We start from the raw sequence: 26892 nt of genomic DNA, 5'->3' as shown, positions 1-26892 counted from the left end.
GGCTGCGCGTCATTCCACATGCCCCGCACGCAAACCTTCGCGCACGCGATGGGCGATTTCGATGAATTCGGGGCTGTCGCGAATTTCCAGCGGGCGGTGGCGCGGCAGCGGGCTCTCAATCACATCGGTAATGCGCCCCGGACGCGGCGACATCACGACGATCTTGGTGGACAGATACACCGCCTCGGGGATCGAGTGGGTGACGAAGCCAATCGTCTTGCCGGTGCGCGCCCACAGGCTGAGCACTTCTTCGTTCAGGCGGTCGCGGACGATTTCGTCCAGCGCGCCGAAGGGTTCGTCCATCAGCAGAATATCGGCGTCAAAGGCCAGCGCCCGCGCGATGCTGGCGCGCTGTTGCATGCCGCCCGACAATTGCCACGGGTATTTCTTTTCAAACCCGCCCAGCTCGACCAAGTCCAGCACGCGCTGGACGCGCAGGTCTTGTTCGGTTTTGGGAAAGCCCATGATTTCCAGCGGCAGGCGCACATTCGCGCCGATGGTGCGCCACGGGTAAAGGCCGGCGGCCTGAAATACATAGCCATAGGCCCGCGCGCGCCGTGCGGCATCGGGCGTCATGCCGTTAACCGTAATCTCGCCCGATGTCGGGGTTTCCAGCCCGGCGATCACCCGCAGAAAAGTGGTCTTTCCGCACCCCGACGGCCCGATAAAGCTGACGAAATCGCCCTTCTCAATCGTCAGGTTCACGTCCTTCAGCGCCTGCACCGGCCCATCGCCCGTTTCAAACACCAGATTAAGGTTTTGCGCTGAAATTACTGCCGACATTTACACCCCCGTCACAGGTAGGCCCGACCGCACAACCGGCCGAGGGTTCGTCAATTCCTTCCACGCCTGCAGCGCGGTATTTACGGGCGTTGTGCCCTTGCGCGGCACAAATGCACCGTGCCCTTCGGGCGCCGTCACCTTACCATCGGCAAACGCCACCACCCCACGCGACAGGGTGTAACGCGGCAGCCCGCGCACTTTCATGCCTTCAAAGACATTGAAATCGCTGTTCGACTGATGGCCTGCGGCCGAAATGGTTTTCTCGGCTTCGGGGTCCCAAATGATCAGATCGGCATCAGAACCGACGGCCACCGCGCCCTTACGCGGGTAGCAGTTCAATATCTTGGCGATATTGGTCGATGTGACGGCGACAAATTCGTTGGGCGTCAGGCGGCCGGTGCCGACGCCGCAGGTCCACAGAACCGGCAAGCGATCTTCCAGCCCCCCCGTCCCGTTCGGGATCTTGGTGAAATCGCCCAGACCAAACCGCTTTTGCGCGGTAGTGAACGCGCAGTGGTCGGTGGCGACGCAGGATAGCGACCCCGCAGCCAGCCCAGCCCAAAGGCTGTCTTGGTGCGCCTTGTTGCGGAAGGGTGGCGACATAACGCGGCGGGCGGCATGGTCCCAGTCGGGGTGGAAATATTCGGTTTCGTCCAAAACCAGATGCTGGATCAGCGGCTCGCCCCAGACGCGCTTGCCCGCCTGCCGCGCGCGGCGGATGGCCTCGTGGCTTTCCTCGCAACTGGTGTGCACGATATAAAGCGGGACACCCGCCATATCGGCAATCATAATCGCGCGGTTCGTCGCCTCGCCCTCGACCTGCGCGGGGCGGGAATAGGCGTGGCCTTCGGGGCCGGTGGTGCCTGCGGCCAGCAGTTTTGCCGCCATCTCGGCCACGATATCGCCGTTTTCAGCATGAATCATCGCCAGACCGCCCAGGTCGGCGATGCGACGGAAGCTGGCGAACATCTCGTCGTCGTTCACCATCAGGCTGCCTTTATAGGCCATGAAGTGCTTGAAGCTGGTGATGCCTGCCGCGGCGACCTGCTCCATCTCGTCAAACACCCGCTGGCCCCACCACGTCACCGCCATGTGGAAGCTGTAATCGCAATGCGCGCGGGCGGATTTGTTCGACCAGACGGCCAAGGCATCCATCAGCGATTGGCCGGGGTCTGGCAGGGCGAAATCGACCACCATGGTCGTGCCGCCCGCCAGCGCGGCGCGGGTGCCGCTTTCAAAATCATCGGCAGAAAACGTGCCCATGAAGGGCATTTCAAGATGGGTGTGCGGGTCGATCCCGCCCGGCATGATCAGGCATCCGGTCGCGTCGATTACGTGATCGCCGGAAAGGTTGGGGCCGATCGCCGCGATAACACCGCCCGCAACAAGCACATCGGCCCGCACGGTAAGGTCATGGGTCACAATCGTCCCGTTTTTGATAACGGTCGTCTGGGTGGCAGGCATATGGCCCTCGAACTGTTGGAAGACTGGCCGGTTGATCCGGCACTTATTCCGGCCCGCGCAGGGCTTGGCCCTGCGCGGGAATAGCAAGTTTAGCGCGGCGCGCAGATCGGCTGGCCGCTAGCATCGCGCAGCGGGAAGCCGCTGGGCGGCGTGGTCACTTCGATCGAATAGAGGTAGCAGCCCTGCGCATCGCGCATCACGACGCTTTCAGGCGCACCCGCAGGCAGGACAGCAACGACGGCGGCCGGCAGCGGCTCGGGCTCGGGCGGAGTGGTGGACGGGATCAGCGGCTGGATCATCGCGCAACCCGCAAGCACGGGCAACATCCCGAGCGATAGTAGATATTTCTTCACTGATGCTTCCTTCTTATCAGCCGGGACATGCTGCGTCCTTAGGCCGTGATGATAGCGGTTTCGAGAACGGCATGCATCAACACATCGGCCCCCTTCGTCGCCCAATCGGGGGTGATTTCCTCGGCTTCGTTATGCGACAGCCCGTCCACGCAGGGGCAGAACACCATGGTGGTCGGGGCGATTTTGCTGATCCAGCAGGCATCATGGCCGGCGCCCGAGACCATGTCGCGGTGGCTGTAGCCCAGACGCGCCGCGGCGCCGCGCACCCGCTCGACCAAGGCGGGGTCGAAAGTCACGGGGTCGACATGGCCGACGGGTTCGATCTCGATCGAAATGTCCAGCGCGTCGGCAATGGCCGGTGCCTCGGTTTCAAACCGCGCGCGCATCGCGTCCAGCTTGGCGGGGTCGGCAGTGCGAAAATCAATCGTAAACACCGACTTGCCCGGCACGACATTACGCGAATTGGGGTAGACGTTGATTTGGCCGACGCCGCCCACGGCATTGGGCTGCGCATCCATCGCGATGGTCTGCACCAGCTCGATCATGCGGGCCATGCCAAGGCCGGTGTTTTTGCGCATCGCCATGGGGGTCGAGCCGGTGTGCGCGTCCTTGCCCGTCAGCGTGACCTGCAGCCACCACAGGCCCTGACAATGGGTGACGACGCCGATGTCCAGATTGTCAGCCTCGAGGATGGGGCCTTGTTCGATGTGCAGTTCGAACATGGCGTGGATTTTGCGGGTGCCGACGTCCTCGTCGCCGATCCAGCCGATGCGGGCCAGCTCGTCGCCGAAGCGCAGGCCATCGGCATCGGTGCGATCATAGGCAAAATCCAGCGTGTGCAGCCCCGCGAAAACACCCGACGCCAGCATTGCGGGCGCAAAGCGCGAACCCTCCTCGTTCGTCCAATTCGTCACGACGATGGGATGGCGGGTTTTGATGCCCATGTCCTTGATGCTGCGCAGCACTTCCAGCCCGCCCAACACGCCATAAACGCCATCGTATTTGCCGCCCGTCGGCTGCGTATCCAGGTGGCTGCCCATGTAGACAGGTGCCGCGTCGGGGTCGGTGCCCGGAATCATAGCAAACATACTGCCCATTTTATCGACACCAACTGTCGCACCGGCCTCTTCGCACCAGCTTTTAAACAGTTTTCTTGCCTCACCATCGGCGTCGGACAGGGCTTGGCGGTTGTTGCCACCCGCTACCCCTGGGCCAACTTTCGCCATTTCCATGAGGCTTTCCCAAAGGCGCGCGCCATTTACCTTGAGGTTAGCTGCCGGGCTTGCCATAGATAGTTCCTTGAATTCTGTACGCTCGCACCGCAAACCGTTGTGACTTCACAGGGTTCCGGCTGCGGGCCGCTTTGATTTGACCAAACGGTAAAGTGAATCTAGCATTTGCCATTGGAAAACGGTCAAGGTCCGACGCTGAAATCCAGGGCAGAAGATAGACAGTGATGAGAAAACGCACATCGACCCACCCAATCGCGCAAAAATGCGGCATGCGCAATACGCCCGTGGGGCAACGCTAGTGGCCGCGGGTGACGCGGCCGCGTCGCGCGCCGAGGCAACCGCCGAAAAGCCGCGGATGAGCCGCATCCAACGCAAGAATCGCGCCCTCATCCTCGAGGCGGGCTTGGAAGTTTTCGCCCAGAACGGCTTTCGCGGTGCGACGGTCGATATGATCGCGCAAACGGCGGGCCTATCGAAGCCGAACCTGCTGTATTATTTCCGCAGCAAGGAAGAGATTTACACCACCATTTTGGCCGACTTGCTGGCAGAATGGCTGAACCCGTTGCGCGCGCTGAACCCCGATGGCGTCCCGCTGGACGAGTTGATGGGATATGTGCGCCGCAAGCTGGAGATGGCCCGTGACTTCCCGCGTGAAAGCCGCCTGTTCGCGACCGAAGTCATCCAAGGCGCGCCGCATATCCAGTCGGTTCTGACGACGCAGCTACGCGATCTGGTGCAAGATCAGTCGGACATATTGTCGCGCTGGATGGATGAGGGGCGCATCGCCCGCATGCACCCCGTGCATCTGATCATCTCGATCTGGGCGCTAACCCAGCACTACGCCGACTTTGATGCGCAGGTGCGGGCCATTGTGCCCGAAACCGACCCCTACCCCGCAGCGGCCGACCATTTGGCGCTGATTTTCGGCAGGCTGCTGACGCCGCAGCCCTGACCTATTGGGGCGGCCCCTGCGTTTAGCAAGGGCCGCAGCCGATCATACGAATTCGCGCAGCACTTCGGCCCCGATTTCCAGCGAACGCACACGGGCATCGAAGTCCCAGATCGCACCCGCGACCATGATCTCGTCCGGGGCATAGCGGTCGATATAGCCCCCAATCTGTTCGCGCAGAGCCGCGCGCCCCCCGACAGCCGAAACCGATAGGGCGTGCGCCGCCCCCGTCAGAATGCTGGCCGGATAGAGGCTTTCAATGTCATGGCGCGGCGGCTGCAGCAGGCCCGGCATACCGGTGCGCAAGCGGGCGAAGCTTTGCTTTTGCGACGAGGCCAGAAACTCTGCCTCGGCGTCGGTTTCGGCCGCGTAAAGGCCCATCGCCATCATAAAATAGGGCTTGTCCAGTACGGCAGACGGGCGGAACCCGTCGCGATAGACCTGAACGGCCTGCGCCAGATGGTCGGGGGCAAAGTGCGATGCGAACGCATAGGGCAGCCCCAGATAGGCCGCCAGTTGCGCCCCATAGAGGCTGGATCCCAAAATCCACACCGGCACATGGGTTCCGGCGGCAGGCACCGCCTGCACGCGTAGCTGCGCAGCATCATCGCCGAAATAGGTCATCAAATCGACCACATCCTGCGGGAAGGTATCATCACCGCCAAAGTTGCGCCGCAGCGCGTGGGCCGTCACCTGATCAGTGCCGGGTGCGCGCCCAAGGCCAAGGTCAACCCGGCCAGGAAACAGCTGCGCCAGCGTGCCGAACTGTTCGGCAATCACCAAAGGCGCATGGTTGGGCAGCATGATCCCGCCCGACCCGATGCGGATCGTCTTGGTCGCGGCCCCGACGTGCCCGATCACGACCGATGTCGCCGCGCTCGCGATGCCGATCATGTTGTGATGCTCGGCCAGCCAAAAGCGGTGGTAGCCCTGCGCCTCGGCGTGCTGCGCCAGCTTGGCCGAATTGGTCAGTGCAATCGCGGGGGTCGAGCCCTCGGCGACCTGACACAGATCCAGTATGGAATAGTGTTGCATGTCTTACCCCTGCAGCTGCGCCTTGATCAGCGCGCCGGCTTTACCAAAATCCATTTGCCCCGCATGCGCGGCCCGCAGATGCGCCATCACCTTGCCCATATCGCGCAGGCTGGCCGCAGAAACAGCCGTAATGGCATCCGCAATCGCGGCTTGCGTTTCGTCATCCGACAGCTGGCGCGGCAAAAACGTCTCGATCACGGCCACTTCGGCCCGTTCTTTCGCGGCCAGCTCGGGGCGGTTGCCTGTGTCGTATACGGTTGCACTTTCCTGCCGCTGGCGGACCATCTTGCCCATCAAGGCGATGATGTCGGCGTCGGTCACCTCGGCCCCCTCGCCGCGCGCGGCGATTTCGCGGTCTTTGATGGCCGCGCTGATCAGGCGCAGGGTCGACAAACGGGCCGTATCACGCGCGCGCATCGCCTCTTTCAGGGCGGCGTTCAGTGTCTCGCGCAGGTCCATGGCTGTGTCCTTTCATCCAATGTCGCATTCTAGATAGGGTGCCGCATGTGAAAGGTCAAAAGCGCACGGCTTTCGCTTGACCCCGACGCCCTACAGCACTAGGTACCCGACGATTTATCTAACGGTTCAGGAAAACGGAGTCGCGCCATGCCGATCACTGCCAAGAAACCGACGGCCTGCCTAGCTTTGGCAGATGGCACCGTCTTTTACGGCTTCGGTTTTGGGGCGACAGGCCAAACCACGGCCGAGCTGTGCTTCAACACGGCGATGACGGGCTATCAGGAAATCATGACCGACCCGTCCTATGCGGGTCAGGTTGTGACCTTCACTTTCCCTCACGTGGGCAATACCGGAACCACCGCCGAGGATGACGAGACAGGCGATCCTGTCGCCGCCGGCATGATCGTGAAATGGGACCCGACCGAGCCGTCGAACTGGCGCTCGCAAGGTGATCTGCATGTGTGGCTGGAAAAAAAGGGCCGCATCGGTATGGGCGGCATCGACACCCGCCGCCTGACCCGCGCCATCCGCCAGCAAGGCGCGCCGCACGTCGCCCTTGCCCATGACCCCGATGGCAACTTCGACGTCGAAGCACTGGTCGCCGCCGCCCGCGGCTTCCAAGGTCTGGTCGGTCTGGATCTGGCCAAGGACGTGACCTGCGCCCAAAGCTATACGTGGAACGAAATGCGTTGGGCTTGGCCCGAGGGGTACGCCCCGCAAACCGCCGCCCGCCACAAGGTTGTCGCCATCGACTATGGTGCCAAGCGCAACATCCTGCGTTGCTTGGCCTCGGCCGGTTGTGACGTGACCGTGCTGCCCGCGACCGCGACAGCCGAAGACGTGCTGGCGCTGAACCCCGATGGCGTCTTCCTGTCGAACGGCCCGGGCGATCCGGCTGCCACCGGCGCCTATGCCGTGCCGATGATCCAAGGCGTTTTGCAAAACAGCACCGTGCCGCTGTTCGGCATCTGCCTTGGGCACCAGATGCTGGCGCTGGCGCTGGGCGCAAAGACCGTCAAAATGAACCACGGCCACCACGGCGCGAACCACCCCGTGAAAGACGTGGAAACCGGCAAGGTCGAGATCACCTCGATGAACCACGGCTTCACCGTTGACAGCCAGACCCTGCCCGAAGGCGTGATCGAAACGCACGTCAGCCTGTTTGACGGCTCGAACTGCGGCATTCGCATGCTGGATCGTCCTGTATTCTCGGTGCAATACCACCCCGAAGCCAGCCCCGGCCCGCAAGACAGCTACTACCTGTTCGAGCGTTTTGCCGATGCGATGGATCGTCAGAAAGCCGTTTGATCTCTTACGGTTATTCACCATTCATTAACCAGTTTCTGAAAGGCTCGCCGCAACGTCGTGGCGAGCCTTTTTCATGCAAGAACACACTCTCGCGCCGGTCGGCCAGTCGCTGATCGGTGGGCTTTTGCCGGGGCCGTCGCCGGATTACACCCTACTGGCGCGGATGGGCGCATCGGATGCGCTGACCCACCGCGTGCTGCCATGGCAACAGCAGGGCGCGGTGACCGTCGTGGCCGCGCGCGGCAATGCAGGCAAGGCCACGCAGGCGCGGCTTCGGCAGGTCTTCGGGCAGGTCGCCATTTGCCCCGTCGCGCCAGACCAGTTCGACCAAGAACTACTGCCCCTTTTGCAGCAAGCCACAGTCGCGCGCGCCGAAACGTTGCTACCGCGCGATCAAAGCTGCCGGCCGATACAACAGTCGTTCGGGTTGCAGATGACGGCGCTGGCCGTGGTGGCGCTGCTGGCGCTGGCCCCTTCGGCCGTTTTTGCCGCGCTTTGTTTGGTTGCTGCCGTCCTTTGTATCGCAAACGCACTGCTAAAATTCACCTGCGCGGTGGCCGCGGGCCGCACACCGCCCCCCGCAACCGCATTGGCGGACGATGCCCTGCCCGTCTTCACCCTGTTCGTGCCCCTGCTATTCGAGGAGGACATCGCCAGTCACCTGCTGACGCGCATGTCCGCGCTAGACTACCCGCGCCACAAACTGGACCTTTGCCTGCTGACCGAGGATCACGACGCGACCACCCGCGCCGCACTGGCGCGCACCACCCTGCCGCCGTGGGTGCGCGTGATCGAGGTGCCCGCAGGCACCATCCGCACCAAGCCACGTGCGATGAACTATGCCTTACCGCTGGCGCGCGGCAGCATCATCGGCATCTATGACGCCGAAGATAACCCCGCCCCCGACCACCTGCGCCGGGTTGCTGCCGAATTTGCCGCCCGCCCCGCCAATGTCGTGTGTCTGCAAGGCAAGCTCGACTACTTCAACGCCAGCGCGAATTTCCTGACGCGCTGCTTCACCTTGGAATATGCGGTGTGGTTCCGCCTGTTCCTGCCGGGTCTGGGGCGCATGGGGATGGTCGTGCCGCTGGGCGGGACGACGCTGTTTTTGCGCGACACCGCCATCCGCGCGCTGCACGGCTGGGATGCCCATAACGTGACCGAGGACGCTGATCTGGGCATCCGCATCGCCCGCGCAGGCTACCGCACCCAGATCATCGACATTACCACGCAGGAAGAGGCGAACGGCCGCCTCTGGCCGTGGGTCAAGCAGCGATCGCGTTGGTTGAAAGGCTTTGCGATGACTTGGGCGGCGCAGATGCGCGACCCTGCCGCCCTGCTGCGCGACATCGGGCCGATACGCTTTGGCGTTTTACAAATCATGCTGATCGGCATGCTGGTGCAGACGCTGCTGGCGCCGCTGCTTTGGTCGATGTGGCTGATTGTTCTGGGCCTGCCGCATCCGCTGACCCGCTTCGTCGCGCCCGACCTGCTGCGGGCAACCGCCATCGCCTTTTTCGCGGCCGAGGCGGTGCAGCTGGTGACATACACCATCGGCGCGAAAAGGGCGGGCAAATGCGGGTTGATCCCATGGTCCCCGCTGATGCACCTGTACTTCCCGCTGGCAACCGCCGCGCTGATCAAGGCGCTGTGGGAAATGGTAAAACGCCCGCACTACTGGGACAAAACGCGGCACGGCTTCTATGCCCCGCCGCGAGCCTAGCCTTAAACGCCTTAAATCGATGCCTTCTCGGTCTTCAGCGCATCAACTTTCAGCCGCGTACGGAACGCGCGCGAGATATGCTCGCGCAGCGCGGCTTCGGCGGTGTCGCTATCGCCCGCCTCGATCGCGGCGACGATCTGTTCGTGCTCGTCCATCGTGTCGCGGCTACGCCCCTCAACCTCTAGCGAGGTGCTGGCCAGCAGCGCCATTGAACGGTGGACGAGGTCAAGCTGCTGCACAAGAAACCGGTTGTGCGACGCCAGATGGATCTGCCGGTGAAAGCGGCGGTTCGCGCGCGACAGGGCTTTGGGGTCATCCACCAACGCGCGATCGGCCTCCAGCATCTCGCGCAGGACGCGCACTTCCTCGGGGGTGGCGTGGCGCGACGCCAGACGCGCGGCAAGCCCCTCGAGCGCGCCGCGCACGGTGTACAGCTCGGACAGTTGATTGTGGTCCAGCGACGCGACAATCAACGACCGCCCATCACGCGTCAAAAGCGATTGCGTTTCGAGGCGTTGCAATGCCTCGCGGATGGGGGTGCGCGACATACCGAAACGCTCGGCCAACTCGTTCTCGACCAGCCGGTCACCGGGGCGATAGATGCCGCTATCAATCGCTTCCAGGATCTGCCCATAGGCATCACCCTGATTTGCCTTCACTTCGGTCATATTGATCCCCTTTGTCGCAGTATTAGGCGACGGCCCGCCCCCAATCAACCCGCCCTTTCTGGCTTGCCTTCGTGTTCCCTCGCTACTAGCACAGGTGCCATGACCGCTCAGCCCTTATCCCGATTGCGCATGCAGATGGACACCGTCGATACTTGGGTCTTCGACCTCGACAACACCCTCTATCCGCCCGAAGCGACGCTGTTCGACCAGATCAGGCTGCGCATGCGCGACTATGTGATGCGCGAGCTTTCGGTCGGGGCGGACGAGGCTGACCTGCTGCGTGACAGCTATTGGCACCGCTATGGCACCACGCTGGCCGGTCTGATGAGCGAACACCACATCGCCCCCGAGCCATTCCTGGACGAGGTGCATGATATTGATTTTTCGTGTCTTTGCGCTGACGTTCAGCTGGCTGCCGACATTCGCGCGCTACCCGGACGCAAGATCGTCTTCACAAACGCCGCACGCGGCTATGCCCAGAAGGTGCTGGCGGCACGCGGCCTTGCCGACCTGTTCGAAGGCGTCTACGGCATCAGCGAAACTGACTACCGCCCCAAGCCCGAGGCTGCGGCGTATCAGTCGGTCATTGCCGCCACGGGCTTCGATCCGCGCCGCGCCGCCATGTTCGAGGACGACCCGCGCAACCTGATCGTGCCCCATCAACTGGGCATGCGCACCGTGCTGGTGGGCGGCGCCGAAAGCGGCCCGCATGTCGATTACGAGGTCAGTGACGTCGGCCACTTTTTGGCCGATTTGCACCGGGGGGTGTGATGGAACAGGTGGATATCGTCATTGCGGGCGCCGGTGTTGCAGGCCTGACCGCCGCTGCGGCCTTTGGAACGGCGGGTTTTTCAGTACTGCTGGCCGACCCGGGCCCCGCGCCAACGTCGAATGTAAACGCGCCGCGCGACATGCGCACGACCGCCTTTTTGCAACCAGCCCAAGCCCTGCTGGACCGCGCGGGCGTCTGGCCGCTGATCGCGTCCGACGCTGCGCCGCTGCGGGTGATGCGCATTGTCGATGCCGCGCGCACACCGTCCGTCAGCGCCGATTTCGTGTCGGACGAGATTTCCGACCGTCCCTTCGGCTGGAACTTCCCCAACACCCTGCTGCGCGACAAACTGCTGGCCCGCATCGCAGCACTGCCCCATGTGACCGTGCTGTTCGGCACCAGCTATCGCAGCCATCTGGCGCAGGACGCGCAGGTTCAGGTCACGTTGTCGGACAGATCCGTCCGCGCGCGCCTGCTGATCGGTGCCGACGGGCGGCAATCGGCTGTGCGACAGGCGGCGGGCATCGGTCTGCATCGCAGCAGTTTTGCCCAAAAAGCCGTCGTCTTCGCGGTCACGCACAGCATTCCCCATGACAACGTCTCGATCGAGGTGCACCGCAGCGGTGGCCCCTTCACCTTGGTGCCCCTGCCCGATCTGGACGGGCAGCCTTGTTCTTCTGTCGTCTGGATGGATCGCGGCCCGCAGGCCGAGGCGCTGATGGCGCTGGACGATGCGGCCTTTATCGCGGCCGCGCAGGACCGGTCGGCGGATGTGTTGGGCACGCTTAATCTCGCCTCGCGCAGGCAGCTATGGCCCATCATCGCGCAGCGCGCCACTGCACTAACGGCTGACCGCGTGGCCCTGATGGCCGAGGCTGCCCATGTGCTGCCGCCCATCGGCGCGCAGGGGTTGAACATGTCGCTGGCCGATCTGGCTGTGCTGCTGGATCTGGCCGTTGCCGCGCCCGCAGGCCTTGGCGGCGCAAGGATGCTGCAAACCTATGCCCGCCGCCGCGCGCCCGAGGTTGCGCTGCGCATGGCAGGCGTCGCCGCGCTGAACCACGCCTCGATCGCGGGGCTGCACGGTATCGGCGCGCTGCGGGCGCAGGGGCTGCGCGCGATCCACGGGCCGCGCGTTATTCGCCACGGGCTTATGCGCTTGGGGCTGGGCGCGCGCTAAAGCGGGCCCGGCAGGCGTTCCTCCGACAGCAAAACGTTCGCCTCGACCGTGTCGACACCGGGCAGGGTCAAAATGCGACGCCGCAGCACGCGTTCAAAATCGGCCAGATCGCGCGCGACCACGCGCAGGCGATAATCGAACAGGCCCAGCACGTGTTCGACCAACTGCACTTCGCGGATGGCGGACACCGCCCGCTCAAACTCCTCGACCCCGACACGGCCCCGTGCGGCCAGTTTGATGCCCAAGAAAACGGTCACCCCAAAGCCCAGCGCCTCTTTATCCAGCACCAGACGCCGGCCCGCGATAGCGCCCGCTTGCTGCAAGCGATTGATCCGGCGCCAAGCAGCGGGCTGCGACAGGCCCAGTCTCCGACCAATTTCGCTGGCGGGCTGGGTCGCGTCCTGGGACAACATCCGCAGGATCTGACGGTCGGTCGCGTCGATATCAATCATAGCGGCAGGCTTTCGTCATTCTTGATCTGCGCGATGGTGACCAACGCCTCGATCTCTTGCAGGTGGGGCAGCGTGATGATGCGATCGTGGTAGATGGCCTGATAATCGCGCAGCGACCGCGCGATGACCGACAGCCGCAAATCGACCCGCCCGAGGAAGGTCTGAATCTCGATCACCTCGGGAACAAGGCGGGCGGCAGCGGTGAATTCTTCGAAGGCTCGGGGCTGGGTCTTGTCCAGCGTGATGCGCAACGACACCTCGACCTCGTAGCCCAGTGCGTGCCAGTTGATCACCGCCACCTGCCCCGCCAGAACGCCGGATTCGCGCAACCGTTCCAAGCGGCGCCAGACCGATTGGGCGGTGCTGCCCGCGCGGTCTGCTAAATCATTATTACTTAAAGACGGATCATCTTGTAATAATCGTAAAATCTTACGGTCAACATCATCAAGCATGACTAATCCATAATTGTCAAATTATGAGAATGACTATTTCATATAGTCAGCAAAATGAACCGTCATCAATCTGGATCATCGTAATTTTACGGCTAAATTGTCGCCATACGGGCCGCAATGCCCCGCGATAGCAAGGAAGATCCTAATGCGCGTTTATTATGACCGTGACTGCGATGTGAACCTGATCAAGGACACCAAGGTCGCCATTCTTGGCTACGGCAGCCAAGGCCACGCCCATGCGCTGAACCTGCGCGATTCCGGGGCCAAAAACATCGTTGTCGCCCTGCGCGAGGGCAGCCCCTCGGCCGCCAAAGCCGAAGCCGAGGGCCTGAAGGTTATGGGTATCGCCGAAGCTGCCGCTTGGGCCGACCTGATCATGTTCACCATGCCCGACGAACTGCAGGCCGAGACGTACAAGAAATACGTCCACGACAACCTGCGCGAAGGCGCGGCGATTGCATTTGCCCACGGCCTGAACGTCCACTTCGGCCTGATCGAGCCTAAAGCCGGCGTCGACGTCATCATGATGGCCCCCAAAGGCCCCGGCCACACCGTGCGCGGCGAATACACCAAAGGCGGCGGCGTGCCCTGCCTTGTTGCGGTGCACCAAAACGCCACCGGCAAAGCGATGGAGCTGGGCCTGTCGTATTGCTCGGCCATCGGCGGCGGCCGCTCGGGGATTATCGAGACGAACTTCCGTCAGGAATGCGAAACCGATCTGTTCGGCGAGCAAGCCGTGCTGTGTGGCGGTCTGGTCGAGCTGATCCGCATGGGCTTCGAGACGTTGGTCGAGGCCGGTTACGAGCCCGAGATGGCCTATTTCGAATGTCTGCACGAGGTGAAGCTGATCGTCGACCTGATCTATGAAGGCGGCATCGCCAACATGAACTACTCGATCAGCAACACGGCGGAATATGGCGAATACGTCAGCGGCCCGCGCATCCTGCCCTACGACGAGACGAAGGCCCGCATGAAGGCCGTCTTGACCGACATTCAGAACGGCAAGTTCGTGCGCGATTTCATGCAGGAAAACGCTGTTGGCCAGCCCTTCTTCAAAGCAACACGTCGCATCAACGACGAACACCAGATCGAACAAGTCGGCGAGAAGCTGCGCGCTATGATGCCGTGGATTTCCAAGGGCAAGATGGTCGACAAGGCCCGCAACTAAAACCGCAAGGGGCGCCAGTGGCGCCCCTTTTCTTTTACGGTGTCCATTCCATTTGGCTGTCGATGCCGTCGGACGACAGAATGCGAAACCCGCAGCGCTGGTAAAACCGGCTTGCGGCACTGCCTTCCAGCGCGGTCAGGCGGATGACCTGCCCTTGCGCTTGCAAATGTTCGATCACCGCGCGCCCCCAACCTTGGCCCTGATAGGAGGCAGACAGGTAGAAATGATCTAGCAGCAGGTGATCGTCGCACTGGCGCAGCACCAAAAAGCCCGCAAGCGCCCCAATATAAATGAGCAGCGTCGCATCGGGGTCAAAACTATCCAGCAACCGCCGCCGCGCGCGGTCGGGGTCGAACCGCCCGACCGCCTCTAGGCTGGGCCGCATCGCTGCGGCGCGCAGGTCGGCCAGTCGCGGGCCATCATCGGCCCGCGCGGGCAAGAACCGCATCAGGCCGCTTGCTCGACCGCCGCGACGATGTCGCCGACCACGGCTTCGGCCACGGCAGGATCGACGCTTTCGGCCATCACGCGGATCAACGGCTCGGTGCCCGACTTGCGGATCAGCAACCGGCCGTTGCCCTGCAGGCGCGCCTCGGCTGCGGCAATGGCCGCTTTCACAGTAGCATCATCCAGCGGGGCGCTTTCGGCGCCATAGCGGACATTGCGCAGTAGCTGCGGGACCAGATCAAACTGATGCGCCAGCGCGCTGGCCGGCTTGTCGGTTTGGGCCATGGCGGCCAGAAACTGCAACCCCGCCAGCAGCCCGTCGCCGGTCGTGGCATAATCGGTCATCACGATGTGGCCTGACTGCTCGCCCCCCAAATTCAGCCCGCGCGCGCGCATTTCCTCGACCACATAGCGGTCGCCAACGCGGGTGCGCAGCAGCGACAGGCCACGATCGGACAAGAAGGTTTCGAGCCCCATGTTCGACATGACCGTCGCCACCAAAGTACCCTGCGTCAGCGCGCCCCGCGCGGCCAAACGGGCGGCGAATAGAGCCAGCAGTTGGTCCCCATCAGCAATGCGGCCCGTCTCGTCAATAATAACGATCCGGTCGGCGTCACCGTCCAAACAAATGCCCACGTCGGCCCCATGGGCCACGACGGCGGCGGCGGCGGCCTCGGGGTGGGTGGATCCGCAGCCATCGTTGATGTTCAACCCGTTCGGGGTGGTGCCCAGCGGGATGACGTCGGCGCCCAGCTCCCACAGGACATCGGGGGCGACGCGGTAGGCTGCACCGTTGGCACTATCGACCACCACTTTCAGGCCGCGCAGGCTGAACCCGGCGGGCAGTCCGGCCTTTAGCCGTTCGGCATATCGAAAACGGCCGTCATCGATGCGCTTGGCACGGCCGATATCCTCAGATGCGGCGTTGGGCACGCCGGCATCAATCAGGGCTTCAATCTCCAGCTCGGCCTCGTCCGACAGCTTGAAGCCGTCCGGGCCGAAGAATTTGATCCCGTTGTCATAATGCGGGTTGTGGCTGGCCGAGATCATGATCCCCACATCGGCCCGCATCGAGGGGGTCAGCACCCCCACCGCAGGCGTCGGCACAGGCCCTAGCAACAGCACGTTCATGCCCGTCGATGTCAGCCCTGCGGTCAGCGCGTTTTCAAACATATAACCGGACAGGCGCGTATCTTTGCCGATCACGACGCGGCTGACACCGCGATCAGCCGCGCGGAAGTAATGCCCCGCTGCCGCGCCGATGCGCAGCGCCATATCGGCCGTCATCGGCCATGCGTTCGATCGCCCGCGGATTCCATCCGTGCCAAAGTATTTGCGTGACATGCTGCCTCTTGATCGTCGTTTTGGCCATATGACTGATGGCCCCGCATAAGGGCCACTCACATAATGTTACAGGCCTGTCGTGCGATCAGTTAGACGCTGTGCGGATCGGGTCACGGTAAAAGCGATGGGCGCCAATGCTGGCGGTACGTTCAAACGCGCGCGACCAGCTGGGGTTCACGCCGCGCGAATGGTAGAATGTCGCACCGTTCGTCAGATCGCGCGGGGCCCCGTCCATCATCGCGCGGGCGATCCGGCCCACATTGCGGTAGGCGGCGCGTTCGTTGATCACTTCGGGGCGACCGTCGCAAGTGTATGAAAACTGGCAGCTGCGCCCACTGGCGCTGCGTTGGTTCACCACGGAACAGATGGTGTTGGGAAAGCCGGGGGCGTCGACACGGTTCAAGATGACCTCGGCCACAGCCGCAATACCTTCGGTTGTCTCGCCGCGCGCTACAAAATACAGCGCCTCGGCCAGACAGGCCCACTGATCGTCGCCCGTCGCCGTCGCGGCGGAAATGCGCGCGGTCAGGTTGTCGGCCTCTTGCACGGTGGTCGTACTGTTGCGGTTCGACCCCGCAGGTGGCGCGGTCAGCGCCTGTTCCTCGTCCATCGTGTCAGAGTATCCACCCTGATCCAAAAGCGCCCCAAGGCGGCTTGCCCCCAGCTCCTCGGCGTGTAGCCCGCCTGCCCCGATGGCGACGGATACGGCCAAAAGTCCCACTGCAATCCCGTGCCCCAGCACTCCCCGATCAGACTGCATCTACCCATATCCGTCGTTTCACGCGGTCTGCCCCGCGCCGGCCCGGATTCGGTAAGCGAGATTATTCTGGGTGTCCAGATTGGATCGAAGTTTAACAAATTTTTGTAATATTACTTAATTTCATATATTTTACAGTATATTACAAATATTTCCCGCTGGCGGTCGGAAAACTACTTCGTTCACGAATCGCGATCTGCGCGGCGGCCAGCCGCGCAAGGGGCACACGAAACGGCGAGCACGAGACATAATCGAATCCCTGTTTGCGGCAAAAAGCGATGGTCTGCGCACTGCCGCCATGCTCGCCGCAGACCGACAATGTGACCCCCTGATGACTGCCCCGCGCGCGCGCCGCACCGATCTGCAGCAACTCGCCCACCCCCTCCAGATCGAGGGTGTGGAACGGATCGTCCGGAAAGACTTGGTTGGCCAGATAGGCCGGCATGAAGCGACCAGCGTCGTCGCGCGATAGGCCGTAAGTCATCTGCGTCAGATCATTTGTGCCGAACGATAAGAAGGCGACATCCTGCGCGATGTCACCGGCCCGCAGTGCGGCGCGGGGCGTTTCGACCATGACGCCCAGGCGATAAGTGAATTCAACCCCAGATTGTGCACGTACCGCACTTGCAACCGCATCGATCTGCCCGCGTACAAGCTGCACCTCGCGCCGGGCCGACACCAGCGGGATCATGATCTCGGGCGTGACGCTCAGCCCATCGCGGCTGACGGCAACGGTCGCCTCGAAAATCGCGCGGGCCTGCATTTCGTAAATCTCGGGAACTGTGATGCCTAGGCGCACACCGCGAAGGCCCAGCATGGGGTTATATTCGCTCATCGCCTCGACACGGGCCATCACGTCGGCCAAGGGCAGCGACAGGCCGTCGGCCAGATCACGCATACCGGCCCTGTCGGAGGGCAGGAATTCATGCAACGGCGGATCGAACAGCCGGATGCAGACCGGCTTTCCATTCATAATCTCGAACAAGCGAATGAAATCCTGTCGCTGGGTCGGCAGCAAACGGCCCAGCACTTCGCGGCGTTCTTGCGAATTGGCGGCAAAGATCATCTCGCGCATCATGCCGATGCGGTCACCTTCGAAAAACATGTGTTCGGTGCGGCACAGGCCGATGCCCTCGGCGGCAAAGGTGCTGGCGATGCGCGCGTCGCGCGGGGTGTCGGCGTTCGCGCGGATACCGATGTCGCGGCTGGCATCCGCCCATGCAAGCAGGGTCTGGAACGCGTCGTCCAACTGCGCCTCGCGCAGGGGGGCCTCGCCGGCCAGAACTTCGCCGTTGAAGCCGTCGACTGTAATCGTATCGCCCGCCAGAATCACACGGCCATCTGGGGCGATAACGCGGCCACCGCGCCGGTCGATGACCAAACCCGACGCGCCGACGACACAGGGCACGCCGAGCCCGCGCCCCACCACCGCCGCGTGGCTTGTGACACCGCCGCGCTGGGTCAAAACCCCTGCCGCCGCATGCATGCCACGGATATCTTCGGGCGTTGTTTCGCGGCGCACCAAAATGGCAGCCTCGCCGCGCGCGGCGGCGGCTTGTGCGTCCTCGGCGGTCAAGACCACCTTGCCGTGGGCCGCGCCGGGGCTGGCGCCGATGGCGCGCAAAATCAGATCGCGCGCCGCATCGGGGTTCACCTGACGGTGCAACATCGCGGAAATCGCTTGAACATCAATGCGATGCACCGCCTCGTCACGCGGGATGATGCCACTTTCGGCCAGATCGACGGCGATCCGCACGGCGGCGCGCACGGTGCGCGGCACGCGGACCGCATCGATAATATGCAGGACCCCGTCCGACAGGGTAAACTCGATCTGCATTTCCTCGCGCAGGCGGGTGCGGGCGATTTGCCCGAACGCCTTGAGGCGCGCGAAAACGGCGGGGTTCTCGTCCTCCAGCGACGATCCGCGCGTGTCGTGGGTCAGATAGATCGCGCCGGTCGCCGCAGCCAAGGCTTCGCGCCCTTGGCTTTGGCTCAGGTAGCGCCCCGTGATCCGCGGCGCGCCGGTGTTGCTGTCGGCAAACTGAATGACGCCCGCGCCTGATTCACCCGGGCCGACGCCAAAAGCCATGGTCTGCACGACCAACCCCAGCCCCGCATCGCTGGGCGCGCCTTTGGCTTGCCGCAAAAGGCGCGCAGACGTCCCCTCCCACGTGCGCGCCATGGAGCGCAGCACTTCGCTCAGTTGTTCGGCCGGGTCTTGCGGGAACGGCTCGTCCATCTCGGCCTCGTAGGCCGACAGGGCGCTGCGCACGGCTGAAATCCCGCCGCGCACGTCGAAATGGAACGCATCGGGGTTCAGGCGGGCGACTTGGGTGGCATAGATTTGAATGAATTGCAGGTAAAGCTTGGTGGCGACATCGGCCCCCAGCGATGCCGAAAGACTCGCATGGCTGGCATCGCACAGGCCGATATTCAAGATCGCCCCCGGCCCGCCCCAGTCCGGGTCGAGGCTGGACGGTCGAACCGACAGCAGCGGCGCTGCGCCAAACGGCGCCATCAGCGCGCCGATATCAGGCATCTGACCCCGCGCGATGCCCCTTACCGCATCGAAACTGAGAGCCACCGTCGTCGGCACCGGCATCTGCAAACGGATCAGCCGCTGCAGGCATTTGGCACGCCCGCCGAAAACATCGGGGCGCATGGCGGCGGTTTCGGTGATCAGCGTGACGGGCGCAAAGCTGGAGGCATCGGGCACTGTTCGAAACTCCTTGAACGGGTTCATTCTAACCGTGCATCGGCCACAGGTGAAAGACTTGATTCGTTTCCCCTTGGTCAGGCGGAAGTCCCTGAATGCGCAGGCGAATTCCAGAAAATTCCAATAAAACAACGCCCCCCTTGCTTTTTTGACCAAACAGGCGCATATCATGCTGGTCACTCGAGACAGAAAGAAGAGAGTGTGAAATGTCTGCCCTGAAGCGCAGCCTGAACTCGTTCGGTGCTGTTCTGGGGGTGATCGGCGCTGCATTTTGTGTATCCGCAGCCGCTCAGATCAACCATGGCCCGCAACAAGGCCTGAACCGTCCCTATTAAGTGGGGAAAGAGTTCGACATTCATTTCTGACCTTATCGGGATGCCCGCCCATTTATTTTCAGCGGCGCGGTAGCCCAGTCAGGCCAGACTTGGGGCCCCACTTTGGGGGCCGACTTGGCAAGAGACTGTAACGGTTGCAGTCTGATCGAATGTTACCAGAACTACCGCAAGATGGGCGGCCGGTCGGGGTTCATACCCGGGCCGGCCGTCTTGCTTTTGGCTGGGGCAGATCGCGAGACGTCGGGCCGGCCCAAGGGAATACCCGACCCCTTGGCCAAATGCGCGATGAACGCCGCGTCGTCGGGCTGGCGCACGAACGCCACATCAACAGCCCCGGCCTCGATCCCCGAAAACACCAGCGCCTCGCGCACGGCAGCGGCCAATTGCGGCGCGGCGGCAGGGTCTGCGTCGACGAAGGCCAACATGTGCCCACGGCTGCCGTCATCATATTCGACGGCGACTAGCGACGCCGATGCCGCGAGCATGCCAGCATGGGACAGGCGCGCGGCCAGCGCATCGCGCAGCGCCTGCGGAATCGCTTGCGGGGCGTGGATCGCGCGGGGGCGCGCCGTCGCCTCGGCTGGCGCCTCGCCCAACGTCGCCGCCAACCAATCGACTGCATCCGGCCCCAGCATCATCGCCGATGGCGCCACATCCAGATTCAGGCCGAGCCCGATGCCCTGCCCCGCGATCATCTCGACCAGACCACGGCCAGCCAAGCTGGCATAGGGCACGGCGCCGCCAGCGAATTGCGCCAAACGGTCTTCGGCGTCAAAGACCAGAATGTAATCGACACCCGCTACGTTGAAAACTGCGGGGGTAACAGACTCGCCCTCGGGTTCGCCTTCCAGCATCAGAAACAGGGGGCTATCCGCCAGCACGGCGTAAAATTGCAGCCGCCGCGCATCGTCAGCGGGATCGCGCTGCATTGCGGCGTGGGCTACATCCAGCGCCGACAAATCTACGATCATTCGGGTTTTTCCAGCACCTGATCCACGACCGGCGCGACCTCGGTTGCCGCAGCCGCGGCGGCGGCTGCAAGCGCGGGGGCGACCTCGGGGTCATCCGCCTCGCGCGCGGTTTCGCGTTGGTCGCGGACATAGGCCGCCCCTGCCAACATGATCATGCCGATGGGCGTCGTGATCATGATGAAGATGCCGATGATCAACTCGTGCAGCAGCAACTCCCCAGCGGACGCCGAGAAAAAGATCAACGACGCCAGCGCGACCCCTGCCGTGCCCCAGCTGGTGCCCAACGAGGGCGCGTGGATGCGGTCATAAAAGTTACGCAGGCGCACCAGCCCCAGCGCGCCGACGAACGTCAGCGTGGCCCCGATCACCACCAGCAGCGCAACCGGAATTGCCACCCATAGGGACAAATCGCCGCTCATTCGATCACCTCGCCGCGCAACAGGAATTTAGCAAAGGCGACAGTCGTGATGAATCCAAGCACCGCAATAATCAGCGCGGCCTCAAAATAATAGTGGCCGCCAGTACGAATCCCCGTGACCAGCAGCAACAACATGGCCACGATATACATCGTATCTAGCCCCAACACGCGGTCTTGGGCGCGTGGCCCCTTTAGCGCGCGCCAGCCGGCCAGACAAAGCGCAAGGGCCAGCATGATCTGCGCATAGGTTACCGCCCAGAAAAGGATGGTTCCGCTCATTCGTAGATCTCCATCAAAACGCGTTCATAGCGATCTTGCAGCGTACGACGCCAGATGTCTTCGTCGTTCAGATCGAAGACATGCACCAGCAAGCGCCCAGTTTCGGGGTCGTGCTTGATCCAGGCCGACCCCGGCGTTGCGGTCACGGCCAGCGCCATAACCATCAGGCCAAAGTGGTCGCGCAGCTTCAAGTCAACCGCGACAAAACCCGAATGACGTGCACCGCGATGGCCTTTGGTGACGATCATCCAGAACACTTCGGCGTTCGATTTAATAATATCGCCGCCGATCACAAAGAACAGCTTGATCAGCAAGTCCCAGCGTTTGATGCGGCGCGCAGCGGGGTGGATCAGCGCCAGCGCGCGGCCAGCCGACAGCGCAATCATCAGGCCCAGCAGCAAGTGACCCAGCGAAAATTCCGTCAGCGCCATCCAGACAAGTGTCAACGACGCGCTGACCATGGGGTGAGGGATGATTTTACGCACCGTTTTCTCCCTCTGGCATGGGGGCTGCCGCTGCGGGCACCTGCTTATCCTCGACACGGGGGGCGGTGATCACGCCGTCGATGTAGATCGTCGGACGCGCCAAAGCCCTTGCGGTAATTTCGGTGTAGCGCATCAGCGGGTGGGCGCGCACGGCCATCAGCACCAGCAGCACGACCAAGCCGACAATCGGGATCACCTCTTGCAGGCGCACCTTGGCCATGGGTTCGTCATCGCCCCAAAATGTCTGCATTCCGATCCGCACCAGCGCAATCATGGTGGCAAAGCCGGACAGTACGACAAGGAAGACGAACAACCACATAATCGGCGCAGGCTCGCCTCGCCCAAGGCCCGACGGGTTCAGCCCCGATGACAGCATCGCGAATTTACCGATAAACCCCGGCAGTGGCGGCATGCCCGACAAGACGATTGCCACCGCGAAGAACGAAATCGCAAGAACGGTCAGCACGCCCGGAATGGTAATACCGACCTCGCCCGCCTCGGTGTCGTCTTCGGGGGTTTCAACGCCGTAGGCATCGGCGGTCAGGGCCAAAATGGCCGCGATACCGCCCTGACGGCGCTGCAAAACCTCGTCCAGCAGGAATAGCGCGGCGGTCGCCAGCGTCGATGCGATCATATAGTACATCGCGCCGCCCAGCATCGCCATGCCGCCGCCGCCAATGGCAAAGCCGATCACCGCGATCAATGTGGCCGATGTGACCTGCACCGAATACCCTGCCATCCGCCCCAGACTTTGCGACGTCATCACGCCCGCGGTCGCGTAGATCAGCGACAACAAACCGACAGCGATCAACACCTCGGACCCGAAACCGGCGGATAGGCCACCGCTTTCACCAAACAACAGCATCGTCATTCGCAAAATGACGTAAATGCCGACCTTGGTCAGGATCGCGAACATCGCCCCCACCGGCGCAGGCGCGGCCTGATAGGTCGGCGGCAGCCAGAAGGCCAGCGGCCATGCGCCCGCCTTAATCAAGAACGCGATCCCCAAGACACCCGCAGCGGCGTGCAGCATCGGGCGGTCAGCCTCGCTGATGTTGACGATTCGGGTGGCAAGGTCGGCCATGTTCAGCGTACCTGTCACACCATAAATCAGCGACACACCAATCAGGAACAGCAGCGCGCCAATCAGGTTGATGGCAATGTAGTGCAGCCCTGCCCGCACCCGCAGTTGCCCCGACCCATGCAGCATCAAACCGTACGAGGCCGCGAGCAAAATCTCAAAGAAAACGAACAGGTTGAACAAATCGCCCGTCAGGAAAGCGCCGTTCACCCCCATAATCATGAACTGGAAGATCGAATGGAAGTGCTGCCCCTGCCCCTGCCACCCCGCCGAAGCATAGATCAGCGCAGGTATCGCGACGATCGACGTCAGCAACAGCATCATCGCCGACAATCGGTCGACCACCAGCACAATCCCGAAGGGGGACGCCCAGTCGCCCAGCAGGTAGAACCCGATCGAGTTTCCGCCCGTCAGTTCCGACCCCTTGGCACGGCTGAGGAGTTCGATCGCGACAATCAACATCGCGACGGCCGACCCAAGGCTCATGATCATTTTGGCACGGCGCTGGCGGTCATCATATAGCAGCATCAATGCCCCGACGACCATCGGGATGACGATCGGCGCGATCATCAGATGTTCAGGTGAAGCGCCAGCCATCAATTGCTCTCCTTGCCGTCTACGTGATCGGTGCCGGTCAACCCGCGCGAGACCATCATCACCACCAGAAACAGCGCCGTTGTGGCAAAGCTGATGACGATTGCCGTCAGAACCAGCGCCTGCGGCACGGGGTCGGCAAATTGTGACGGGTCAATCACACCGTTTTTTTCCATGATCGGGGCCTTGTCGACCCACAGCCGCCCCATCGCAAAGATGAACAGGTTCACCCCGTATGACAGCAGGCACAGGCCGATAATCACCTGAAATGTGCGGGGCCGCAGCACAAGCCACACCCCCGATGCGACCAGAACGCCGATGGCCGCTGCCAGAACATGCTCCATCAGGCGGTCTCCTCGTCTTTGGTGCGGGCTTCGTCTTGCTCGCGGGCACGCGAGGACCGCAGCGATTGGTGAGCGATAGCGATCAGCATCAGCACAGTCGCCCCGACGACCAGCAGGAAGACGCCAAGGTCGAACAGCAGCGCAGTCGCTGCGGGCACTTTACCGATCATCGGCACGTCGATGTATTGCGAATACGCGGTCAGGAAGGGGTAGCCGAACAGCCACGCCCCCATGCCCGTTGCCGCGGCGACCAGCAGCCCCAGCCCTATCCACCGGATCGGCAGAACCGTCAGCCGCGATTCAATCCAGCGCACGTTCGACGCGATATATTGCAGCAAGAACCCGATCGCCAAGGTCACGCCCGCCGCAAAGCCGCCACCCGGCAGGTCATGCCCGCGGAAGAACAGATAGGCAGACAGCGCGATAATAGGGGCGAACAGCCACTGCATGATAATGGCGGGGACGTACATGTAATCGTCCAACACCTTCGGATCGACGCCGATCTGCTCGTCGGGGCGGCCCGCAGCTTCCTGTGCGGGGCGGAAGCGGCGCAGCAGCGCGAACACGGTCAGCCCCACGATAGCCAGCACAGTAATCTCGCCGAATGTGTCGAAGGCGCGGAAGTCGACAAGGATGACGTTGACCACGTTGGTGCCGCCACCTTCCGAATAAGCGTTTTCCAAGAACCAGTCGCCGATGGTGTTCACCGGATTGGATGTCATCACCGACAGCGCGACCAGCGCAACGCCGACCCCGCAAGCGACGGCAATGATCAGGTCGCGGACGCGGCGGCTGCGCGACTGCAGCGACTGGTCGCCCTTGATGGGCTCGCGCCGTTTAGGCAGCCAGCGCAGGCCCAGCAGCAACAGAACAGTCGTCACAATTTCGACCAGCAACTGCGTCACCGCCAGATCAGGCGCCGACAGCAAGGCGAACGTCATCACCGTACAAAGTCCCGCCCCGCCCAGCAGCGCCAGCGCAGCAAAGCGGTGGTACTTGGCCTGCCACGCAGCAGCGACCGCACAGCAAATCCCCACAGCCCAAAGCAATGCGAACGCTGGGTCGAACCCAACGCCCACACGGGCGTCCGGCATCAGGCGCGGCACGCCCCACAGCGACCAGCCCGCCCCAAGGAACGCCACCATGATGATGATCAGCAGCTGCGACTGCAAACGCTCGGTCGCAAAGATGGCTAGCAGCTTACGCGGCACGCGCCAGGACAGAACCAGCAAAAGGCGATCGAAAACGCGTTGCGCGCGCAGCTTGTACATGACGGGCGGGCCATCGGGCCCTTCCTCGATCGGGCGGCGCAGCAACAGGTAAAACAGCGCGCCGCCGATCAGGGCAATCGCGCTCATCATCAGGGGGGTGTTAAACCCGTGGAACAGCGAAAGCGAATAATGCGGGGTTGCATCGCCCAGAACGGACAGCACCGCAACTTTCAGTATCGGCGCAATGGTATAATAGGGGAAACAGCCAACCGCGACGGCCAGGGCCACCAACACCTCGACCGGCAGACGCATCAGGTGCGGCGGCTCGTGCGGGTGCTTGGGCAGGCTGGTCGCTTCGGGGCCGAAGAACACGGTCACGATCAGGCGCAGCGCATAGGCGGCCGAGAACAGCGACCCAATCGTCGCAACCCAAGGCAGCGCCGCATTGAAGCTGTCGCCCGTATAGCTTTCCAGCGTTTCCGCCAAGAACATCTCTTTCGACAGGAAGCCCGACAACAGCGGCACACCGGCCATGGCCGCGGCGGCTAGTGCGGTTAGCGCAAAGGTCACCGGCATCAGGCGGCGCAGGCCTGAAAGACGGCGCATATCGCGTGTCCCTGCCTCGTGGTCGATGATCCCTGCGGCCATGAACAGGCTGGCTTTGAAAATCGCGTGGTTGGCGATGTGGAAGATGGCCGCCACAATCGCGGCGGGCGTGCCGAACCCAGCAAGCGCCGTAATCAACCCCAGATGGCTAATGGTCGAATAGGCCAGCAGCCCCTTCAGGTCGTGGCGGAAGACCGCGACAAAGGCACCAAACAGCATGGTGAACATGCCGATGCCACCAACAATATAGAACCACAGATCCGTGCCACCAATACTGGGCGCAAAGCGCACCATCAGGTAGACCCCTGCTTTCACCATAGTAGCCGAGTGCAGATAGGACGACACCGGCGTGGGTGCGGCCATCGCGTTGGGCAGCCAGAAGTGGAACGGGAACTGCGCCGATTTGGTGAATGTGCCCAGCAGGAACAGGATGATGATCACGGGGTAAAGCGCGTGATCCTTGATCTGCGCGCCAGCGGCCAGAATTCGGTCGACATCGTAGCTGCCCACGACATGGCCCATGATCAGCATGGCGACCAGCAGGCAAAGCCCGCCCGCGCCCGTCACGATCAGCGACATCCGCGCCCCATCACGCGCGCCTTGCAAATGGTGCCAATACGAAATCAGTAAAAACGAGGTGATTGAGGTTAGTTCCCAGAACACGACCAGCATAATCACGTTGCCCGACAGCAAAACGCCCGTCATCGCGCCGGTAAAGGCCAGCAGGCTGCCGAAAAACCGCGCCGAGGGGTCTTTTGGCGACAGATAGAAGCGCGCGTAGATGACCACCAGCAGCCCGATACCGAATACCAGCAGCAGGAACATCCAGCTGAACCCATCAATCCGGAACACAAGGTTGAGGCCAATGCTGGGCACCCACGCAATCTGGCTGCGCAGCGCGCCGCCATCGGCAATCATCGGATAGAGCGAAAGGGTGATCCCCAGACCTGCCGCCATCACCAAGGCCGCCAACCACGCCTCGGCATTGCGGGCATGGGTGCCGATGGTCAGGGCCAAAAGGGCACCGGCAAAAGGTAACGCGGTCAGAACCAGCAACAGGTTTTGTTCGATCATTTGGCCCCTTCCCGCGTGTTAGCCCCCACTTCGTTTGGCCTGCCCGCACGGTGCGGGCAAAAACGCGGCGATCATCGTCACGCCGCGGCATCTGGACAAGACATCGCAAGGACGCCCCGCCGCAGGACAATAGCCCGCAGCCTATGCACCGCAGGCCCTTGCAAGGGCGCTTAAAAGCTAGGGCACGCCCGATCGCTTGTCGAGGGCTAAAGGCGCGAAAATCAACATTTTG

At 62.7% G+C, this 26892-nt stretch carries 27 protein-coding genes; 7 read left to right on the top strand and 20 right to left on the bottom strand.

Going from position 1 to position 26892, the window contains the following annotated elements; genetic code table 11:
* Nucleotides 1-9: 9 nt before the first annotated feature.
* From BVG79_RS03920 to BVG79_RS03905, 4 genes are all read right to left on the bottom strand, one after another.
* Nucleotides 10-783, bottom strand: a complete 774-nt coding sequence (locus BVG79_RS03920) for an ABC transporter ATP-binding protein (protein WP_085785738.1) — start codon at nucleotides 781-783, stop codon at nucleotides 10-12.
* Complete coding sequence (hydA, locus tag BVG79_RS03915) at nucleotides 784-2247, bottom strand: dihydropyrimidinase (protein ID WP_085785737.1); 1464 nt, start codon at nucleotides 2245-2247, stop codon at nucleotides 784-786.
* Between the two features lie 89 nt (nucleotides 2248-2336).
* Entirely contained in the window at nucleotides 2337-2600 is a 264-nt protein-coding gene (locus BVG79_RS03910; RefSeq protein ID WP_085785736.1) for a hypothetical protein, read from the bottom strand.
* Nucleotides 2601-2638: 38 nt separating this feature from the next.
* Nucleotides 2639-3889: a Zn-dependent hydrolase gene (locus tag BVG79_RS03905; RefSeq protein ID WP_085785735.1), complete on the bottom strand. Its 1251-nt coding sequence runs from the start codon at nucleotides 3887-3889 to the stop codon at nucleotides 2639-2641.
* Between the two features lie 298 nt (nucleotides 3890-4187).
* Between BVG79_RS03905 and BVG79_RS03900 the strand changes: the two genes are divergently transcribed.
* A complete protein-coding gene (locus BVG79_RS03900; protein ID WP_085787231.1) occupies nucleotides 4188-4784 on the top strand; it encodes a TetR family transcriptional regulator C-terminal domain-containing protein in 597 nt (198 codons plus the stop codon).
* Nucleotides 4785-4826: 42 nt separating this feature from the next.
* On the opposite strand, the gene BVG79_RS03895 is transcribed toward BVG79_RS03900, so the two are convergent.
* Together BVG79_RS03895 and BVG79_RS03890 are read right to left on the bottom strand one after the other, a co-directional pair.
* Nucleotides 4827-5816, bottom strand: a complete 990-nt coding sequence (locus BVG79_RS03895) for an LLM class flavin-dependent oxidoreductase (RefSeq protein WP_085785734.1) — start codon at nucleotides 5814-5816, stop codon at nucleotides 4827-4829.
* 3 nt (nucleotides 5817-5819) lie between these two features.
* On the bottom strand, nucleotides 5820-6275 hold the full coding sequence (locus tag BVG79_RS03890) for a GatB/YqeY domain-containing protein (protein WP_085785733.1): 456 nt from the start codon (nucleotides 6273-6275) through the stop codon (nucleotides 5820-5822).
* Nucleotides 6276-6422: 147 nt separating this feature from the next.
* Here BVG79_RS03890 and carA point away from each other — a divergent pair, with 147 nt between their 5' ends.
* Entirely contained in the window at nucleotides 6423-7583 is a 1161-nt protein-coding gene (carA, locus tag BVG79_RS03885; protein WP_085785732.1) for a glutamine-hydrolyzing carbamoyl-phosphate synthase small subunit, read from the top strand.
* Nucleotides 7584-7656: 73 nt separating this feature from the next.
* On the top strand, nucleotides 7657-9306 hold the full coding sequence (locus BVG79_RS03880; RefSeq protein WP_085785731.1) for a glycosyltransferase family 2 protein: 1650 nt from the start codon (nucleotides 7657-7659) through the stop codon (nucleotides 9304-9306).
* An 11-nt stretch (nucleotides 9307-9317) separates the two neighbouring features.
* Here the strand turns inward: BVG79_RS03880 and BVG79_RS03875 are convergent, their stop codons facing one another.
* A complete protein-coding gene (locus tag BVG79_RS03875) occupies nucleotides 9318-9974 on the bottom strand; it encodes a GntR family transcriptional regulator (protein WP_085785730.1) in 657 nt (218 codons plus the stop codon).
* A 99-nt stretch (nucleotides 9975-10073) separates the two neighbouring features.
* On the opposite strand from BVG79_RS03875, the gene BVG79_RS03870 reads away from it, so the two are divergent.
* The gene (locus BVG79_RS03870) at nucleotides 10074-10745 is read left to right on the top strand and encodes a pyrimidine 5'-nucleotidase (RefSeq protein WP_157115612.1); all 672 of its coding nucleotides are present in this window, start codon (nucleotides 10074-10076) and stop codon (nucleotides 10743-10745) included.
* Nucleotides 10745-11926, top strand: a complete 1182-nt coding sequence (locus BVG79_RS03865) for an FAD-dependent monooxygenase (protein ID WP_085785728.1) — start codon at nucleotides 10745-10747, stop codon at nucleotides 11924-11926. Before BVG79_RS03870 ends, BVG79_RS03865 begins: the two co-directional genes overlap by 1 nt.
* On the opposite strand, the gene BVG79_RS03860 is transcribed toward BVG79_RS03865, so the two are convergent.
* Nucleotides 11923-12378, bottom strand: coding sequence for an Lrp/AsnC family transcriptional regulator (locus tag BVG79_RS03860; RefSeq protein ID WP_085785727.1), 456 nt, complete (start codon nucleotides 12376-12378; stop codon nucleotides 11923-11925). The genes BVG79_RS03865 and BVG79_RS03860 overlap by 4 nt on opposite strands.
* The gene (locus BVG79_RS03855) at nucleotides 12375-12830 is read right to left on the bottom strand and encodes an Lrp/AsnC family transcriptional regulator (RefSeq protein WP_085785726.1); all 456 of its coding nucleotides are present in this window, start codon (nucleotides 12828-12830) and stop codon (nucleotides 12375-12377) included. The genes BVG79_RS03860 and BVG79_RS03855 overlap by 4 nt, the downstream gene beginning before the upstream one ends.
* A gap of 145 nt (nucleotides 12831-12975) precedes the next feature.
* On the opposite strand from BVG79_RS03855, the gene ilvC reads away from it, so the two are divergent.
* A complete protein-coding gene (ilvC, locus tag BVG79_RS03850; RefSeq protein ID WP_085785725.1) occupies nucleotides 12976-13998 on the top strand; it encodes a ketol-acid reductoisomerase in 1023 nt (340 codons plus the stop codon).
* Nucleotides 13999-14032: 34 nt separating this feature from the next.
* Here the strand turns inward: ilvC and BVG79_RS03845 are convergent, their stop codons facing one another.
* The 4 genes from BVG79_RS03845 to BVG79_RS03830 all read right to left on the bottom strand — a co-directional run bounded on the left by BVG79_RS03845 (nucleotide 14033) and on the right by BVG79_RS03830 (nucleotide 19289).
* Nucleotides 14033-14446 carry a GNAT family N-acetyltransferase gene (locus tag BVG79_RS03845; RefSeq protein WP_085785724.1) on the bottom strand — a complete coding sequence of 138 codons (414 nt, stop codon included), beginning with the start codon at nucleotides 14444-14446 and terminating at the stop codon, nucleotides 14033-14035.
* Nucleotides 14446-15789, bottom strand: coding sequence for a phosphoglucosamine mutase (glmM, locus tag BVG79_RS03840; protein ID WP_085785723.1), 1344 nt, complete (start codon nucleotides 15787-15789; stop codon nucleotides 14446-14448). Before glmM ends, BVG79_RS03845 begins: the two co-directional genes overlap by 1 nt.
* A gap of 85 nt (nucleotides 15790-15874) precedes the next feature.
* Entirely contained in the window at nucleotides 15875-16549 is a 675-nt protein-coding gene (locus BVG79_RS03835) for a cell wall hydrolase (RefSeq protein ID WP_198167886.1), read from the bottom strand.
* Between the two features lie 139 nt (nucleotides 16550-16688).
* Nucleotides 16689-19289 carry a putative PEP-binding protein gene (locus tag BVG79_RS03830; protein ID WP_418268942.1) on the bottom strand — a complete coding sequence of 867 codons (2601 nt, stop codon included), beginning with the start codon at nucleotides 19287-19289 and terminating at the stop codon, nucleotides 16689-16691.
* A 179-nt stretch (nucleotides 19290-19468) separates the two neighbouring features.
* Here BVG79_RS03830 and BVG79_RS13825 point away from each other — a divergent pair, with 179 nt between their 5' ends.
* Nucleotides 19469-19597: a hypothetical protein gene (locus BVG79_RS13825; RefSeq protein WP_257789409.1), complete on the top strand. Its 129-nt coding sequence runs from the start codon at nucleotides 19469-19471 to the stop codon at nucleotides 19595-19597.
* A 161-nt stretch (nucleotides 19598-19758) separates the two neighbouring features.
* On the opposite strand, the gene BVG79_RS03825 is transcribed toward BVG79_RS13825, so the two are convergent.
* The 7 genes from BVG79_RS03825 to BVG79_RS03795 are packed head-to-tail and all read right to left on the bottom strand — an operon-like array spanning nucleotide 19759 to nucleotide 26660.
* A complete protein-coding gene (locus tag BVG79_RS03825; RefSeq protein WP_236951410.1) occupies nucleotides 19759-20568 on the bottom strand; it encodes an SseB family protein in 810 nt (269 codons plus the stop codon).
* Nucleotides 20565-20987: a monovalent cation/H(+) antiporter subunit G gene (mnhG, locus tag BVG79_RS03820; protein WP_085785722.1), complete on the bottom strand. Its 423-nt coding sequence runs from the start codon at nucleotides 20985-20987 to the stop codon at nucleotides 20565-20567. The genes BVG79_RS03825 and mnhG overlap by 4 nt, the downstream gene beginning before the upstream one ends.
* Entirely contained in the window at nucleotides 20984-21265 is a 282-nt protein-coding gene (locus BVG79_RS03815; RefSeq protein ID WP_085785721.1) for a K+/H+ antiporter subunit F, read from the bottom strand. Before BVG79_RS03815 ends, mnhG begins: the two co-directional genes overlap by 4 nt.
* Nucleotides 21262-21750, bottom strand: coding sequence for a Na+/H+ antiporter subunit E (locus tag BVG79_RS03810; protein ID WP_236951409.1), 489 nt, complete (start codon nucleotides 21748-21750; stop codon nucleotides 21262-21264). Before BVG79_RS03810 ends, BVG79_RS03815 begins: the two co-directional genes overlap by 4 nt.
* A complete protein-coding gene (locus BVG79_RS03805) occupies nucleotides 21743-23428 on the bottom strand; it encodes a monovalent cation/H+ antiporter subunit D (RefSeq protein WP_085785719.1) in 1686 nt (561 codons plus the stop codon). The genes BVG79_RS03810 and BVG79_RS03805 overlap by 8 nt, the downstream gene beginning before the upstream one ends.
* The gene (locus tag BVG79_RS03800; RefSeq protein WP_085785718.1) at nucleotides 23428-23769 is read right to left on the bottom strand and encodes a Na+/H+ antiporter subunit C; all 342 of its coding nucleotides are present in this window, start codon (nucleotides 23767-23769) and stop codon (nucleotides 23428-23430) included. The genes BVG79_RS03805 and BVG79_RS03800 overlap by 1 nt, the downstream gene beginning before the upstream one ends.
* Entirely contained in the window at nucleotides 23769-26660 is a 2892-nt protein-coding gene (locus BVG79_RS03795; protein WP_085785717.1) for a monovalent cation/H+ antiporter subunit A, read from the bottom strand. Before BVG79_RS03795 ends, BVG79_RS03800 begins: the two co-directional genes overlap by 1 nt.
* Nucleotides 26661-26892: the final 232 nt, after the last annotated feature.

It is taken from the genome of Ketogulonicigenium robustum, from assembly GCF_002117445.1.
Taxonomy (GTDB): Bacteria; Pseudomonadota; Alphaproteobacteria; order Rhodobacterales; family Rhodobacteraceae; genus Ketogulonicigenium; species Ketogulonicigenium robustum.
This window is presented reverse-complemented; position numbering and strand designations above follow the sequence as displayed.